Source organism: Streptomyces sp. NTD91, assembly GCF_059510455.1.
In genome coordinates, this window is sequence record NZ_JCAJZW010000002.1 from 223718 (window position 1) to 238817 (window position 15100).

Annotated in this window: 10 protein-coding genes; 4 read left to right on the forward strand and 6 right to left on the reverse strand. The window is 73.5% G+C overall.

Annotated features, from left to right (window positions below; all coding sequences use genetic code 11):
* Nucleotides 1-50 precede the first annotated feature (50 nt).
* The 4 genes from AC5WRT_RS03695 to AC5WRT_RS03710 all read right to left on the reverse strand — a co-directional run bounded on the left by AC5WRT_RS03695 (nucleotide 51) and on the right by AC5WRT_RS03710 (nucleotide 5986).
* Complete coding sequence (locus AC5WRT_RS03695; protein ID WP_496099918.1) at nucleotides 51-1001, reverse strand: hypothetical protein; 951 nt, start codon at nucleotides 999-1001, stop codon at nucleotides 51-53.
* A 118-nt stretch (nucleotides 1002-1119) separates the two neighbouring features.
* Nucleotides 1120-2283, reverse strand: a complete 1164-nt coding sequence (locus tag AC5WRT_RS03700) for a VWA domain-containing protein (RefSeq protein ID WP_496093078.1) — start codon at nucleotides 2281-2283, stop codon at nucleotides 1120-1122.
* A gap of 11 nt (nucleotides 2284-2294) precedes the next feature.
* On the reverse strand, nucleotides 2295-4871 hold the full coding sequence (locus AC5WRT_RS03705; protein ID WP_496099919.1) for a DUF5682 family protein: 2577 nt from the start codon (nucleotides 4869-4871) through the stop codon (nucleotides 2295-2297).
* Nucleotides 4868-5986 carry an ATP-binding protein gene (locus tag AC5WRT_RS03710; RefSeq protein WP_496092954.1) on the reverse strand — a complete coding sequence of 373 codons (1119 nt, stop codon included), beginning with the start codon at nucleotides 5984-5986 and terminating at the stop codon, nucleotides 4868-4870. The genes AC5WRT_RS03705 and AC5WRT_RS03710 overlap by 4 nt, the downstream gene beginning before the upstream one ends.
* A 132-nt stretch (nucleotides 5987-6118) precedes the next feature.
* Here AC5WRT_RS03710 and AC5WRT_RS03715 point away from each other — a divergent pair, with 132 nt between their 5' ends.
* The gene (locus AC5WRT_RS03715) at nucleotides 6119-7474 is read left to right on the forward strand and encodes an SWIM zinc finger family protein (RefSeq protein ID WP_496092955.1); all 1356 of its coding nucleotides are present in this window, start codon (nucleotides 6119-6121) and stop codon (nucleotides 7472-7474) included.
* Nucleotides 7475-7544: 70 nt separating this feature from the next.
* Nucleotides 7545-9188, forward strand: a complete 1644-nt coding sequence (locus AC5WRT_RS03720) for a DUF5691 domain-containing protein (protein WP_496099920.1) — start codon at nucleotides 7545-7547, stop codon at nucleotides 9186-9188.
* A gap of 101 nt (nucleotides 9189-9289) precedes the next feature.
* Here the strand turns inward: AC5WRT_RS03720 and icmB are convergent, their stop codons facing one another.
* Entirely contained in the window at nucleotides 9290-9712 is a 423-nt protein-coding gene (gene icmB / locus AC5WRT_RS03725) for a coenzyme B12-dependent isobutyryl CoA mutase small subunit (protein WP_496092957.1), read from the reverse strand.
* Between the two features lie 225 nt (nucleotides 9713-9937).
* Here icmB and AC5WRT_RS03730 point away from each other — a divergent pair, with 225 nt between their 5' ends.
* A complete protein-coding gene (locus AC5WRT_RS03730; RefSeq protein WP_496092958.1) occupies nucleotides 9938-10789 on the forward strand; it encodes an esterase/lipase family protein in 852 nt (283 codons plus the stop codon).
* Nucleotides 10790-11010: 221 nt separating this feature from the next.
* Complete coding sequence (locus AC5WRT_RS03735; RefSeq protein WP_496092959.1) at nucleotides 11011-12504, forward strand: M23 family metallopeptidase; 1494 nt, start codon at nucleotides 11011-11013, stop codon at nucleotides 12502-12504.
* Nucleotides 12505-12562: 58 nt separating this feature from the next.
* On the opposite strand, the gene pcrA is transcribed toward AC5WRT_RS03735, so the two are convergent.
* Complete coding sequence (gene pcrA / locus AC5WRT_RS03740; RefSeq protein WP_496092960.1) at nucleotides 12563-15043, reverse strand: DNA helicase PcrA; 2481 nt, start codon at nucleotides 15041-15043, stop codon at nucleotides 12563-12565.
* Between the last annotated feature and the right edge of the window lie 57 nt (nucleotides 15044-15100).

Consider the following 15100-nt stretch of genomic DNA (forward strand, 5'->3'; position numbering starts at 1 on the left):
CTGATCCGCCCCGCACGACAGAGCCGTGGCGGGGAGGTCGGCCCTGCCGCCTAGCCGGGGAAGACCGGGATGCCCCGGTGCCGTTCGCGGGTGCGGGGCGCGTCGACGCGCGCGACGGCGCCGGGCGCGAGCCGCACGGGCGCCCGGACGTCGAGGCTCACGGCGTACGCGTCCCCGTGCCGCGACACGCTGCCGTCGGCGGCCTGCTTGCCCAGCACGCCGTCGGGGTCTTCGGTGGGCGAGGGCCGGCCGGGCACGCCCACGGCGCCTGCGCCGTGCCGTGCACCGGTGTACGCCACCGGCTGCGGCACCTCCATGGCCCGCGGGCCGTACACGACGGCCACCGTCGGCGCGCCGACGACCGTACGACGCCCGGCACCGGCGTGCTGCTGCCTGTGCTCCGCCAAAGCCGACACCGCCGCGCCGCCGTCCCGCTGTGTGCGGGGCGGCGCGGACTTCGGCGCCGCCATCCGGACGGGCACGTCCGTGATGGGGGTGAGGTCGGGCAGCGGCAAGGACGGTGCGGTGGCCGGGGGCTGTCCGACGACGGGGCCGGCCGTCTCCTGGACGGACCGGGAGACGGCGGTGAGGACGTCGCGCACGGAGGCGACGGCCTGGTCACCGATCCGCCGCACGGGCATGACGGCCTGCGCGCCGACCGTACGGACGGCGGGGCCGGCGAGCCGCTCGGTGACCGTGCGGACCGGCCCGACCGCGCGTGCCGCGCGTACGGCCTCGGCCGGCCGGACGGCATGTGCGGCCCGTGCCGTCCGGGCAGGGGCCGCCGGCTCGCTCCGTCCGGGTCGTACCGCAACCGAAGTCACCCGCGCCGGCAGCGGGGTTCCGTCGGCCGCGTGTGCCTGCTCACCGCACAGGAAGCCCAGCGCGAACAGTGCGCCGACCAGCAGCGCCAGTTGCAGCGCACGCTGCCCGGCCGCCGTGCGCAGCACGCGCACGGTGGTACCAAGGAGGGCTGCTGGGAAGGTCAAGGAGCTGGACATCCTGGCTCGGTACGACACGGGGCTCCGCCGATCCTCGCACGGCCCGCCCGAGGCCGCGCAAGCCCCCCGTTACCGATCGGTAGTCATGTCCCCTTTCCCTCCTCTTTCGTGGCCGGAGTCACGCCGTGTCCGGTATCGGCAGCGGCCGCTTCTCCAGTGCGGCCGCCATGACCTCGGGGAACAGGTCGGGCGTACAGGCGAAGGCCGGTGCGCCGAGCGCGGCGAGCGCGGCGGCGTGCTCCCGGTCGTACGCCGGCGCGCCCTCGTCCGACAAGGCGAGCAGCGTCACGAACTGCACCCCGGACGCCTTCATCGCCGCCACCCGCTTGAGCATCTCGTCGCGAATGCCGCCCTCGTAGAGGTCGCTGATCAGCACGACCACCGTCTCGGACGGCCGGGTGATCTGCGACTGGCAGTGGGCCAGCGCCCGGTTGATGTCCGTGCCACCGCCCAGCTGGGTGCCGAAGAGGACGTCGACCGGATCGTCGAGCTGGTCGGTGAGGTCGACGACCGCCGTGTCGAAGACGACCAGCCGGGTGCTGATCGACCGCATGGAGGCGAGGACCGCGCCGAACACGGACGCGTAGACCACGGAGGCCGCCATGGAACCCGACTGGTCGATGCAGAGCACGACCTCCTTCCTCACGGACCGCGCGGCCCGCCCGTAGCCGACGAGCCGTTCGGGCACGACGGTGCGGTACTCGGGCAGGTAGTGCTTGAGGTTCGCCGCGACCGTGCGGCTCCAGTCGATGTCGTGGTGGCGCGGACGGCTGATCCGCGCGCTGCGGTCGAGGGCGCCGGTGAGAGCGGCCCGAGTGCGGTTCGCGAGCCGCTTCTCCAGGTCGTCGACGACCTTGCGCACGACCACGCGCGCCGTCTCTCGCGTCGTCTCCGGCATCGCCTTGTTCAGCGAGAGAAGCGTGCCGACCAGATGCACGTCCGCCTCCACCGCTTCCAGCATCTCCGGTTCCAGCAACAGGGAGGCGAGGCCGAGCCGGTCGATGGCGTCACGCTGCATGACCTGGACGACGGAGGACGGGAAGTACGCGCGGATGTCGCCGAGCCACCGCGCCACGGACGGCGCCGAGGCACCGAGCCCCGCCGAACGGTCCCGTCCCGCCCGGGGTCTGTCGCCCTTGCCGTAGAGCGCGGCGAGCGTGCCGTCCATCGCCGCGTCCCTGCCGGACAGCACGCATCCGGTGCCGTCGGCCTGGTCCCCACCGAGCACCAGCCGCCACCGCCGCAGCCGCTCCGCCCCCGGATCGGCCCCGCCCACCGTCATCACCTCGTCCGTCATGTCCCCACCTCCACAAGGCGGTAGTCGTCGATGGCGCCCCCGCGGACCAGAACCCGCTGCCGCGCCGACTCGGGCTCGGCGAAGTCCTCCAGTCCTAGCAGCAGGCGCAGCACCGGTACTACGGCGTCGGCGCGTTCGGCGTCCGGCTCGGTGGCGAAGCCGGCCGTGACGGCGCCATCGGCGGCCCGGCCGGCCGCCCGGGAGCCAGGCCCGCGCCGGACCAGTTCGCCGAGCGTCCTGCGCACCCCCGGCTCGTACACCGCGAACGTGCGGCGCAGCAGCGGCAGTACGTCGGTGAACGCCTCCGCCGACACCCTGGTCAGCCAGCCGTCCACCAGATCCAGCAGCCGCTCGTCGTGCACCAGCAGCAGTCCGCCCCCGCCGCCGACGAACCCCTCGATCCAGGCGGCCGCGTCGGCGGGCGGTGTCCCCGGCGACAGCGCCAGCCCCATCAGCCGTGCCGCCTCCTCGGGCCCCAGAGCACCCTCGTCCAACAGCAGCCGCACCGCCCGTCCGCGCAGCAACCCGGGCACGGTGTCGCGCAGCGCCAAGATCCGCAGGACTCCCCGCCAGCGACCCCGCAGATCCCCGCGCCCGGCACCGCGAACGGCCCAGCCGCCGTCACCACCGGCGACTCCCCCGGCACCGGCGCCTGGGCCCGCGCTCGTCCGGTCCCCGGCGTCCACCCCCCCGCCGGTACCAGCTCCCGCCCCGCCGTGTGCCCCGGCCGGTGTCTCCGTCAGCAGCGCCACCGCCGTGTGCACGGCGTCCACATGGGCGTGCATCTCCCGCGCCGCGTCCGTGTCCAGGCCGGCGCAGGCCGGGGGCAGACCCACGAAGACACGTTCGGCGAGGCCCGCGGCGACGTCGGCCAGCGCGCCGGTGTCGGTGCCGCGCACGTCGCCGTAGCGCAGGGAGCGGACCAGGGCGGGCAGGGCCTGCCCGAGGTGGCCGACGTCGGTGTCGAGCGCGGCCCGGTCGGCGAGGGCCCGCATGACCACGGGCAGGGCGTCCGGCAACCCGGCGAGCAGGCACTGCTCGGCGAGCGCGGTGATGTCGGCGAGGGTGCCCGCTGCCGCCGCGTCCGCCTCCGCCTTGGTCTGTGCGGCGCCCAGTACGGTCGTCCCCCACACCCCCGCCTCGGCGACCCGCACCGACAGCTCCGGCTCCCAGCGCAGCCGCCAGGTCTCCCGGAACGTTCCCGTGCTCCCCCGCGACCGGGCCGGCTCTCCCCAGCCGACACCGAGCAGCCGGAGCCGGTGCAGCAGCCTGCTGCGGCCGGCGTCGGTGCCGCCGCGCAGGTCCAGCTCCAACTCCCGCTCCGCGGCCTGGGGTTTGAGCCGCAGCGAACGCTGCTGTCCGGTCAGGTCGCGCTGCAGCGGCACCGCGGGGGCCGACTCCGGGACCTCCCCGAGGACGTCGCCGACCACCAGCCGGTCGTACACCAGCGCCAGCGGCACGTCCGAGCCGTCGCCCATCACCGCGCGCACGGCGTCGGTGGTCTCGCTCAGCCCCGGCAGCGGGCGTCCGCGCAGCGCCGCCAGGGTCTCGGCGAGCCGGACGGCCTCGATGACGTGTGCGCAGGACACGACTCGGTCCTCCTCGCGGAGCAGCCGCGCCACCTTGGTCAGCCATCGCTCGACCGGCCGGTCGGGGGCGTGGAACAGGTGGCCGTACCATCCCGGAGAGTCGATGCCCGCGCCGTACCCGCCGGACCGGGCGAGCCTGCGGTGGGTCCAGGGCACCCAGGTCAGGTCGGCCTTGGCCCTGGGCAGCCCCTTCAGCAGCGCCCGGTCGGCGGTGGCGGTGGTCCTCCGGCGCAGCGCGGGTACGTGCCAGGCCCCGCAGACGACGGCCACCCCCTCGCCGAACTCCTTGCGCGCGGCGCGCAGCCGGAGCCGCATGTGGGCCTCGCGGACCGGATCCCGCGCGTGCCCGTCGGCGCCGTACCGCTCGCGGAGCGCGCTCATGGCCTCTTCCAGGGCGGCGAAGGGGGCGAACGGGTCCCGATCGCCCGGACCCCGGTGTTCGACGACGTCCTCCCACCAGCGCTCGGGATCGTCGTACCCGGCGGCCTCGGCGAGCGCGGCGAGCGGGTCGACCCGGACCTGCTCGCCGGTGCCCCGGCCGGCGTCGGCGCGCTGCGGATCCGGGTCGGTCTGCCGACCTGGGGGCGGGCCGGGGTCGGCGGGGAACTCGCCCTCGGCCTCCTGCGGTTCCCAGGCCAGCGTGTGGGCGGCCGGAAGGTCGATGAAGCGGGCGGGGACGCCGTGGTCCACGGCCCAGCGGATCGCCACCCATTCGGGGCTGAACTCGGCGAACGGCCAGAACGCCGAGCGGCCCGGTTCGTCCACGGCGTGGGCGAGGAGGGCGACCGGGGGCCGCAGGCCCGGGTCGGCGGCGAGTGGGATGAGCGCGTCGGCCTCGGGCGGCCCCTCGATGAGGACGGCGGCGGGCCGGGCGGCGTCCAGGGCGCCGCGCACCGCGCGGGCGGAACCCGGTCCGTGGTGCCGCACACCCAGCAGGAGCGGCCCGGAGTCGTACACCTTGGGCCAGCGGCTGTCGTCGGTCATGCGCCGACCTCCCGGCACGCCCGGTAGAAGTCCGTCCAGCCCTCGCGCTCACGGACGACGGTCTCCAGGTACTCCTGCCAGACGACCCGGTCGGCCGCCGGATCGCGCACGACGACGCCGAGGACGCCCGCGGCGACATCCCCCGGCCGCAGCACCCCGTCGCCGAAGTGCGCGGACAGGGCGAGTCCGTGGGTGACGACGGAGATCGCCTCGGCCGTGGACAGCGTGCCGCTGGGCGACTTCAGTCTGGTACGTCCGTCGGCGGTGATGCCGTCACGCAGCTCGCGGAAGACGGTCACGACCCGGCGGATCTCCTCGATGCCGTCGGGAGCGGCCGGCAGGTCGAGGGAGCGGCCGATCTGCTCGACCCGGCGCGTGACGATGTCGACCTCGGCGTCGGCGCTCTCCGGCAGCGGCAGCACCACCGTGTTGAAGCGGCGGCGCAGCGCGCTGGAGAGGTCGTTGACCCCTCTGTCCCGGTCGTTGGCGGTGGCGATCAGGTTGAACCCGCGGACCGCCTGCACCTCCTGGCCCAGCTCCGGGATCGGCAGCGTCTTCTCGGACAGGATCGTGATCAGCGTGTCCTGCACGTCGGCCGGGATACGCGTCAGTTCCTCGACGCGGGCGGTCATGCCTTCCGCCATGGCGCGCATGACGGGGCCGGGCACCAGGGCGTCCCGGCTCGGCCCGTGCGCGAGCAGCTGCGCGTAGTTCCAGCCGTAGCGGATCGCCTCCTCCGGCGTGCCGGCCGTGCCCTGCACCAGGAGGGTGGAGTCGCCGCTGACCGCGGCCGCCAGATGCTCCGAGACCCAGGTCTTGGCGGTGCCGGGCACGCCGAGCAGGAGCAGGGCGCGGTCGGTGGCGAGCGTGGTGACGGCGACCTCGATGATCCGGCGCGGGCCCACGTACTTGGGTGTGATCACCGTGCCGTCCGGCAGGGTCCCGCCGAGCAGGTATGTCGCCACCGCCCACGGCGACAGCTTCCAGCGCGCCGGGCGCGGGTGGTCGTCCTGCGCGGCGAGCGCGGCGAGTTCGGCGGCGAAGGCGTGCTCGGCGTGCGGTCGCAAGGCGTTCTTGCTCTGTTCGGCGGACGTGGCGTCCATGGACACGGTCATGGCTGAGGCCCCCTCCAGCTCGGCCGGTTCGGATCTGGCATCCACCGTGCACCACGCCACTGACAATCGCTCCGACCTGCGCGAACGCCCGCTCCGGGCGGATTGTCAGTGGCGGGACCTACCGTCGGAGGCATGACTGAGCAGGGGGTGCGGTGGACCGCGGAACAGGTGCTGGCACTGGCGCCTGACGCCGCGTCACGCGCGGCGGGAGGCAAACTCGGCACGGCCGGTCCGTGGTCCGGCGCGGGCAGTGGGGAGGGGGCGGTGTGGGGCCTGTGCAAGGGCAGCGGCAGCAGGCCGTACCAGACGGTGGTCGATCTCACCGGCCCGGCCGGGCCTGCCTGCACGTGCAGTTGCCCGAGCCGTAAGTTCCCGTGCAAGCACGCGCTCGGACTGCTTCTGCTGTGGGCGGACGACGCCGGCTGCGTGCCGGCGTCCGCCGGGCCGCCGCAGTGGGCCGAGCGGTGGCTCGCGGGCAGACGCAGACGCGCCGAGGCCGAGCAGGCCCGAGGTGGGAGGCGTGCCGGAGGCGGGGCGGCCGACCCGGAGGCGGCACGGCGGCGGGCCGAGCGCCGGGCCGAGCGGGTCACCGCGGGCGCGACCGAGCTGGAACAGCGCCTCGCGGACCTGCTCCGCGGCGGCCTGGCCGCGGTCGAGCAGGCGGGGTACGGCCTGTGGGACGAGGCGGCGGCCCGTATGGTCGACGCGCAGGCGCCCGGACTCGCCGCGCGGGTGCGGGAGCTGGGTGCGATCCCGGCATCCGGCGCGGGCTGGCCGGGCCGGCTGCTGGAGGAGTGCGCACTGCTGCATCTGCTCGACCAGGGCTGGCTGCGCCGCGCGCACCTGCCGGACGCTCTCGCGGCCACGGTCCGCTCCCGGCTGGGCCTGCCCGGCACGGTGGACGGCGCGCCGGTGCGCGACCGCTGGCTGGTCCTCGCCCAGTACGACACGGTGGACGCGAAACTGACGACCCGCCGGATCTGGCTGCACGGCGCCGCGTCGGGCCACACCCGGCTGCTGCTGTCCTACGGCGCTGCCGGCCGGGCGCCGGAGCTGCACCTGCCGGTCGGGCTGGCCCTGGACGCGGAGCTGTCCGCTCATCCGGGCACCGGACAGTTCCGGGCCGCCCTGGGCCAGCGGTTCACCCCGCCCGCACCGGCCACCTTCCGCCCACCGGGCACGAGCACGGCCGAGGCGGCGGCACGCTACGGCGCGGCGCTGCGAGACGACCCCTGGCTGGAGTCGGTTCCGGTGACGCTGGAGCGGGTGATACCGGTCCCGGACGGCGACCTGTGGCAGCTGGCCGACGCCGACACGGACTCCGCCCTTCCGCTGACCCGGGCCGCCCGGTCCCGCTCCGGCCTGTGGCGGCTGGTCGCCCTGTCGGGCGGCGCCCCCCTCAGGGTCTTCGGCGAGTGCGGCCACCGCGGCTTCACCCCCCTCACGGCCTGGCCGGAGGGCCCGGGCGAGGCGGTGCCCCTGTGCTGACCGCCCTGCCGCGAAAGGACGGCACGGCCAATCGCGCATGGAAGGGAACGCGATGAACGGGACGGACAGGATGACCTCGACCGATGTGGCCGCCACGCACCCGGCAAGTACCTGGGACGATCTGGTCACCACCGCTCTCCTCGGTACCGGCCGGCGCCCGGTGGCGTACGCCGGATCCGGTCGGGAGGCGCCCCTGGCTCTGCTGGACGCGGCCGCCGTGGCGACCGTACGACGGCGGGCCGGGCTGCGGCCCGCACGAGCCGCGCGCCGGCCCGAACCCGCGCCCGGGGACCCGCGCCCGGCCCTGCCCGCCGCGGCGGGCCGCAGACTGGCCACGCTGCTGGCCGGCCGTTCCGACGGCGGAACAGCTGGCCGCAGGGGCAGCTCACCGGACCTCGTGGAGCTGCTCCCGCAGTGGCTCGCGGTGGCCAACGCGCACGGGTACGCCGCGCCGCCGCAGACGCTGCCCGCCCTGCTGGACGCGGCCCGGGGCCGTACGGATCTGCGCCCGGCGGCGCTGACGTTCGCGGGCCCGCGCGCCCTGTGGCTGGCCCGGCTGAACCCGGACTGGCGCTTCGCACTGCGCGCGGCCCCCGGCGGCGGCGCCACGCTGCCCGGCCCCGAGGACGCCGAAGGGGTGCGCCGGCTGTGGCAGGAGGGGCTGTTCGCCGAGCGCGTGGCCCTGCTGGGCGCGCTGCGCAGCCGTACGCCCGCGCTCGGCCGGAAGCTGCTGGCCTCGACCTGGCCGACGGAGCGGGCGGAGGACCGGCTGATGTTCCTCGACTCGTTGCGCGCCGGCCTGTGCGCCGACGACGAGCCGTTCCTGGAGCAGGCGCTCGGGGACCGCAGCCGCACTGTGCGGGCGACGGCGGCGGAGCTGCTGTCGGCCCTGCCCGCGTCGTCGCTCGCCGCGCGCATGGCCGTTCGTGCCGTGGCATGTGTGGCCCTGGATCGCACCGGGCCGTCGCGGGCGATCGCGGTGGAAGCGCCACTCGAGTGCGACTCCGGCATGGAGCGCGACGGTGTGGTGGCCACACCTCCCGGGGGCAGAGGGGAACGGTCATGGTGGCTGGGGCAGTTGGTGGAGGCGGCGCCGCTGAGCACATGGCCGGGACGGCTGGGCGGGCGGACGGCGCGGGAGATCGTGGCGCTGCCGGTGACGGACGGCTGGCAGGACGAGCTGCACGCGGCCTGGTGCCGGGCGGCGGTACGGCAGCGGGACACCGAGTGGTCGAGGGCGCTGCTGGGCTCGCCGTCGGCGCCGGAGGCGGGTGGGCCGGGCGCGGTGTCGCTGGCGGAGCGCGCGAAGCTGCTGGCCGCCCTGGAGCCGGAGGAACGGGCCGCGTGGGTGGCAGGGTTCATCGCGACGCACGGCCTGTCGGAGGCGTTCCAGCTGCTCGGGGTGTGCGCGGTGCCCTGGGCCGCGCCGCTGGGCCGCGCGGTCGTGGACGCGCTGAACATCGCGCGGGACGCGGGCAGTTACCCGTGGAGTTTCAGCGGGGTGATGGGGCTGGCCGAACGCTGTCTGGATCCTGCGGAGGCCGGCTGGCTGGAGGCGCTGCTGGCGGCACCCGACGAACGGGAGGACGCGGCGCCGGGTGCCGGCGGCTACTGGACGGAGGCGTTCCAGCGGCTGGTGACGACATTGCGGCTCAGGGCGGAGATGACTGCCGAACTGGCACCGGCAGGTGCCCACGGAGCGTCCGGTGGTTGAGGACTGCACCGTCCAGGACGGACGGAGGCCCGGGGGCGGAGCCTTCGGACACGCCGCCCCTCGCTCACCGAACCGACGGCCGACCCGCCACAGACCCCCGCTCAGCCGCCGGAGGCAGCCGGCTGGCGTACGTTCTCCCGCACCCACTCCACGATCGACGCGGTCGTCGCGCCGGGCGTGAAGATCTCCGCGACGCCCTTCTCCTTCAGCGGCGTGATGTCCTCGTCCGGGATGATGCCGCCGCCGAAGACGAGGATGTCCGCGGCGTCGCGCTCCTTGAGCAGGTCGATCACCGCGGCGAACAGCGTGTTGTGCGCGCCGGACAGGATGGACAGGCCGATCGCATCGGCGTCCTCCTGGATGGCGGTGTCCACGATCTGTTCGGGCGTCTGGTGGAGCCCGGTGTAGATGACCTCCATACCGGCGTCGCGCAGGGCACGCGCGATGACCTTGGCCCCGCGATCGTGGCCGTCGAGTCCCGGCTTGGCCACCACCACACGGATCGGACCGGCTGCCACACCCATCACTGCCTCCATCGAACGACCACGGAAGCGATCGCTTCCGTCCGTAACGACAAGTACCGCACTTTTGGCGCGTTCCGCCACCCGTCGTCAAGTGAACGAACGTTATCTCCAGCATCCCGCAACCGGCAGTTTTACGGTGCGCAGCGAGGGGGAAATCACATGGTGGGACATGAGGGCACACGGGGGATCGAGCCGTCCTCCGGCGTGCCGACAGGAGGTCGGCCCATGAAGGTCACCGGGGTACTCCCGCTCTTTCTCCCGTTCTGCCGGCGCCTGTGGCCCGGCAGACTCGCTGGAATCCCCGTGGCGCTGCTCAAGGCGACGGCCCTGGAGGCCGCGATCCTGGCCGGCCATCTCCTGCTGTATCCGACCGGTCTCACCCAGGAGCGCCGCTGCCCCGCCCTGCCGGTCCAGGACGGCACCGCCCAGCTGCCGGTCCGGACGGGCCCGCCGGTGGTGCTGCTGCACGGTTTCATCGACAACCGCTCGGTGTTCGTGTTCCTGCGCCGCAACCTCGCCCAGCACGGCAGGCAGCGCGTCATCTCGCTCAACTACTCCCCCCTGACCTGCGACATCCGTGCCGCCGCCGAGCTGCTGGGCCGGCACGTCGAGGAGATCTGCGAGCACACCGGCAACGAGCGGGTGGACATCGTGGGGCACAGCCTCGGCGGACTGATCGCGCGGTACTACGTGCAGTGTCTGGGTGGTGACCTGCGAGTGCGGACACTGGTCACGCTGGGTACACCACACTCGGGGACCAGCGCGGCGCCGTTGGCCAACGCCCATCCGATCGTGCGCCAGATGCGGCCCGGTTCGCAGGTCATCGAAGAGCTGGCCCGCCCCGCGCCCGGCTGCCGCACACGGTTCGTCAGCTTCTGGAGCGACCTGGACTCGGTGATGGTGCCGCTGGAGACCGCCTGCCTGGAGCACCCCGATCTCGACGCGCAGAACGTCCGGGTGTCCGGTATCGGGCACCTCGCCCTGCCCGTGCACCCCGCCGTCGCGGCCGGGATACGCGAGGCCCTCGAGACCGCGGCCCCTGGAGACCGGGTGGCCGACGGCCTGACGGTCGCGTGACGTGACGACGGACGCGTGACCAACAGGTGGCGAACAGTCACCGCAGGTCGAACGGCAATCGAACTCTCGGCCAAACTCGTGTCCGGTGCCCCCCGAAACACCGCCGAATGCCCGTTTCCGACGGGCACGAAACCAACTGAAGATTGTCGCGCCCAGGTACCGGCGGGTACAGTCGCCGCACTGCTCTGGCAGCCCCTGTTGTCGAGGCGAAAGAGAAGTTGGTGAACGACCGTCACCCGTCGGGGACCATGACCACCCCGGCCCCGGCTTCCGACGCCTCCGCCGCACACTACGACGCCCCGTACGGCACGCAGGAGTCCCCTTACGGCGACCTCACCACGTACGGCGGTTACGACGCCACGGGTTTTCCCGGTGCCTTCTCCACGGACCCGCTCTTCGGCAGCATGCCCGGCGAGCACACCACCGGCGCCTACGACAGCACCCACTGGCAGACCGGCCAGGGGCTGACCTACGACCCGTACGCGGCCCAGCACCACGCCGTCTACGACACCGGCGGTTACGACGCCACCGCATGGACGGTCCCCGCGCAGGCGACGGGCAACGACGTCAGCGGCCAGTGGGACGCGAGCGCCTGGCTGCGGCCCGACCCGTCCGGCGTCGCCGAGCCGACCCAGCAGTGGGCATGGGGCACGCAGAGCTTCGAGTCGGGTACGTACGACGCCACGCAGTGGAACTCCGGCGGGTACGCCGTACCGGCCCAGCACGAGCACGCTGCCGAACCGTTCGGCCTGCAGGACGCCGCCTTCGACCGGACCGGCGACCCGCAGGCGACCACGGCCTTCCCGCAGGTGCCGTACGGGGACGGGACGCCCTACGAGGGCGTCGCCTCCGGCGAACCGCACCCCGAGAGCGAAGAGTACGGCGCCACCGGTGAACTGCCCGCCACGAGCGGTCTGCGGGAGGACCAGGAAGAGGCCGGTGCGGCGCCGGTGACCCGCGGCGGCTCGCGCGGTGCCGCGCGCTCCCGCCGTCGTACGCCCGCCAAGCGCTCCGCCCTGCTGACCGTCGCCGTGCCCTCGGCCTGTGTGATGGGGGTCGCCGGGATCGCCGCCGCCTCGGTGGGCACGTTGACCGGCGGCGGCCAGGACACCACCGCCTCCGCCCCGGACGCGCACGCGGTGAAGCCGTCGGTCGCCAACAGCAAGCTGGACAGCCAGCTGACGACGTTGTCCGCGGGCGCCCACGACTTCGCCGACCGGGCGAGCCGGACGCAGGAGCGGATCGACCTCAAGAACCAGCAGGAGCTGGAACAGAAGAAGGCCGCGGCGGCGGCCGCGCTCAAGGAGCGGCTGCGCCCCAAGTTCGTGCTGCCGGTCACCCAGAAGGGGCTGAGCGCCTACTTCGGCCAGGCCGGTGTGAACTGGATGTCCGTGCACACGGGCATCGACTTCCCTGTCTCGTACGGCACCACGGTGATGGCCGCGACCGACGGCGTCGTCTCCACCAAGTGGAACAGCGCCTACGGCAACATGATGATCGTGACGGCGAAGGACGGCACGCAGACCTGGTACTGCCATCTGTCCAGCTACCGCGTACACGCCGGCACGTCCGTCGAGGCCGGCCAGCCGATCGCCTATTCCGGGAACTCCGGCAACTCCACCGGACCGCACCTGCACTTCGAGGTGCGGCCCGCGGGCGGGGCGGCCATCGACCCGCTGCCGTGGCTGCGCAGTCACGGCCTGGACCCGACCTGAGCGCCCCGGACCGGGTTCCGCGGCCGAGCCCCGCCCGTCCGGCGGGGCTCACGCGTGTCTAGAGCTTCTCCACCGGCGCGTACCGCAGCAGCAGCCGCTTGGGCTTGGCGTCGCCGAAGTCGATCGTCGCCTCCGCGTTGGCGCCCGTGCCCTTCACGGCGACGACCGTGCCGAGCCCGAACTGGTCGTGCGTGACCCGGTCGCCGACGGCCAGCGCGACCACCGGCTTGTCCGTGGTGCGCCGGGTGGCGAACCCGGACGCGCCCGACGCGGACGAACGCGAACGGGACGACGACAGCGAGGCCGCGATCCCGGCGGCCGGACCGGAGGACACCGGCGCCGCCGCTCCCGTCCGCTTCCAGTCCACATGGGTGGCCGGGATCTCCTCCAGGAAGCGGGAAGGAGGGTTGTACGACGGCTGTCCCCAGGCGCTGCGCATCGCCGAGCGCGTGAGGTAGAGCCGCTCCCGCGCGCGTGTGATGCCGACGTAAGCCAGGCGGCGCTCCTCCTCCAGCTCCTTGGTCTGGCCGAGGGCGCGCATGTGCGGGAAGACGCCGTCCTCCATGCCGGTCAGGAAGACGACCGGGAACTCCAGACCCTTGGCGGTGTGCAGGGTCATCAGGGTGATGACGCCGTCGCCCTCTTCGTCGTCCGGGATCTGGTCGGAGTCGGCGACCAGGGCGACCTGCTCCAGGAAGTCGGCGAGCGTGCCGGCCTCTCCCTCGCCGCGCTCCTGCTCGAACTCCAGGGCCACGGCCGCGAGTTCCTGGAGGTTCTCGATACGGGTCTCGTCCTGCGGGTCGGTGGAGGCCTGCAACTCGGCGAGGTAGCCGGTGCGTTCGAGGACGGCCTCCAGCACGGTGGCCGGTCCCGCGCCCGACTCGACGATGGTGCGCAGGTCCTCCATCAGCGTGTTGAACCGCTTGACGGCGTTGGACGAGCGCGCGGCCATGCCGTACGCCTCGTCCACGCGCTTGAGCGCCTGCGGGAAGCTGATCTTCTCGCGCTGGGCGAGGGCGTCGATCATCGCCTCCGCACGCTCCCCGATGCCCCGCTTGGGCACGTTGAGGATGCGGCGCAGCGGCACCGAGTCCTCGGGGTTGGCGAGTACGCGCAGGTAGGCCAGGACGTCCCGGACCTCCTTGCGCTCGTAGAAGCGGACGCCGCCGACGACCTTGTAGGGCAGGCCGACGCGGATGAAGACCTCTTCGAACACACGGGACTGGGCGTTGGTGCGGTAGAAGACGGCGACGTCACCGGCCTTGGCCTCGCCCGCGTCGACCAGGCGGTCTATCTCGTCGGCGACGAACTGCGCCTCGTCGTGCTCGGTGTCGGCGACGTAGCCGGTGATCCGGGCGCCCCGGCCCGCGTTGGTCCACAGGTTCTTCGGACGGCGGGACTCGTTGCGCTCGATGACCGCGTTGGCGGCCGACAGGATGGTCTGCGTGGAGCGGTAGTTCTGCTCCAGCAGGATCGTCGTCGCGTTCGGGTAGTCCTCCTCGAACTGGAGGATGTTGCGGATCGTCGCGCCACGGAAGGCGTAGATCGACTGGTCCGCGTCACCGACGACGCACAGTTCGGCGGGCGGGATGTCGTACTCCCCGGGCGGGGTGTTCTCGTCGCGCTCGCCGGTGCCCACCAGCTCGCGGACGAGCGCGTACTGGGCGTGGTTGGTGTCCTGGTACTCGTCGACCAGCACGTGCCGGAAGCGACGGCGGTAGTGCTCTGCGACGTCCGGGAAGGCGCGCAGCAGGTTGACCGTCGTCATGATCAGGTCGTCGAAGTCGAGCGCGTTCGCCTCGCGGAGGCGTGACTGGTAGAGCGCATAGGCCTGGGCGAGAGTCTTCTCGAAACCGTCGGTGGCCTGGGCGGCGAAGTCCTCCTCGTCGATCAGCTCGTTCTTCAGATTGCTGATCTTCGCACTGAAGGACTTCGGCGGGAAGCGCTTGGGGTCGAGGTCCAGGTCGCGGCAGACCAGTGCCATCAGGCGCTTGCTGTCGGCGGCGTCGTAGATGGAGAAACTGGAGGTGAAGCCGAGCTTCTTGCTCTCGCGGCGCAGGATGCGCACGCACGCGCTGTGGAAGGTCATCACCCACATCGCGTTCGCGCGCGGGCCGACGAGCTGCTCGACACGCTCCTTCATCTCGCCCGCTGCCTTGTTCGTGAAGGTGATCGCGAGGATCTGGCCCGGGTGCACGTTCCGCTCGGCGAGCAGGTGGGCGATGCGGTGGGTGAGCACGCGGGTCTTGCCGGAGCCCGCACCGGCGACGATGAGCAGCGGGGAGCCGGCGTGCCGGACCGCGGCGCGCTGGTTGTCGTTCAGCCCTTCCAGCAGGGCCGCCGCGTCGAGGACGGGGCGCGGGGCGCCGTCGCGGTAGTGGGTGTCCCGGTCCGGCGGCGTGTCGAACTTCCCACCGAACAGATCGTCCGGCAGCGGCTCCGGAGTGTGATCGTCCTCGGGCGGCGGCGGAGGTTCCCCCTCGTGCCCGCGAGGGGCCTGGAGGTCCGCCAGGAAGCTGTCGTCAAAGAGGCTGCTCATCGCTCTACGAGTCTAGGGCGCCCCGCCGACAACCGGTCGCCGTCCCGGAAAGACGGC

Excerpts from the sequence above, each read along its gene's own strand:
- AC5WRT_RS03715 (WP_496092955.1), top strand. The coding sequence starts at position 6,119 with ATGACTGAGCAGGGGGTGCGGTGGACCGCGGAACAGGTGCTGGCACTG.
- AC5WRT_RS03695 (WP_496099918.1), bottom strand. The coding sequence starts at position 1,001 with ATGTCCAGCTCCTTGACCTTCCCAGCAGCCCTCCTTGGTACCACCGTG.
- AC5WRT_RS03730 (WP_496092958.1), top strand. The coding sequence starts at position 9,938 with ATGAAGGTCACCGGGGTACTCCCGCTCTTTCTCCCGTTCTGCCGGCGC.
- AC5WRT_RS03700 (WP_496093078.1), bottom strand. The coding sequence starts at position 2,283 with ATGACGGTGGGCGGGGCCGATCCGGGGGCGGAGCGGCTGCGGCGGTGG.
- AC5WRT_RS03710 (WP_496092954.1), bottom strand. The coding sequence starts at position 5,986 with ATGACCGTGTCCATGGACGCCACGTCCGCCGAACAGAGCAAGAACGCC.
- icmB (WP_496092957.1), bottom strand. The coding sequence starts at position 9,712 with ATGGGTGTGGCAGCCGGTCCGATCCGTGTGGTGGTGGCCAAGCCGGGA.
- AC5WRT_RS03705 (WP_496099919.1), bottom strand. The coding sequence starts at position 4,871 with ATGACCGACGACAGCCGCTGGCCCAAGGTGTACGACTCCGGGCCGCTC.
- AC5WRT_RS03720 (WP_496099920.1), top strand. The coding sequence starts at position 7,545 with ATGACCTCGACCGATGTGGCCGCCACGCACCCGGCAAGTACCTGGGAC.
- pcrA (WP_496092960.1), bottom strand. The coding sequence starts at position 15,043 with ATGAGCAGCCTCTTTGACGACAGCTTCCTGGCGGACCTCCAGGCCCCT.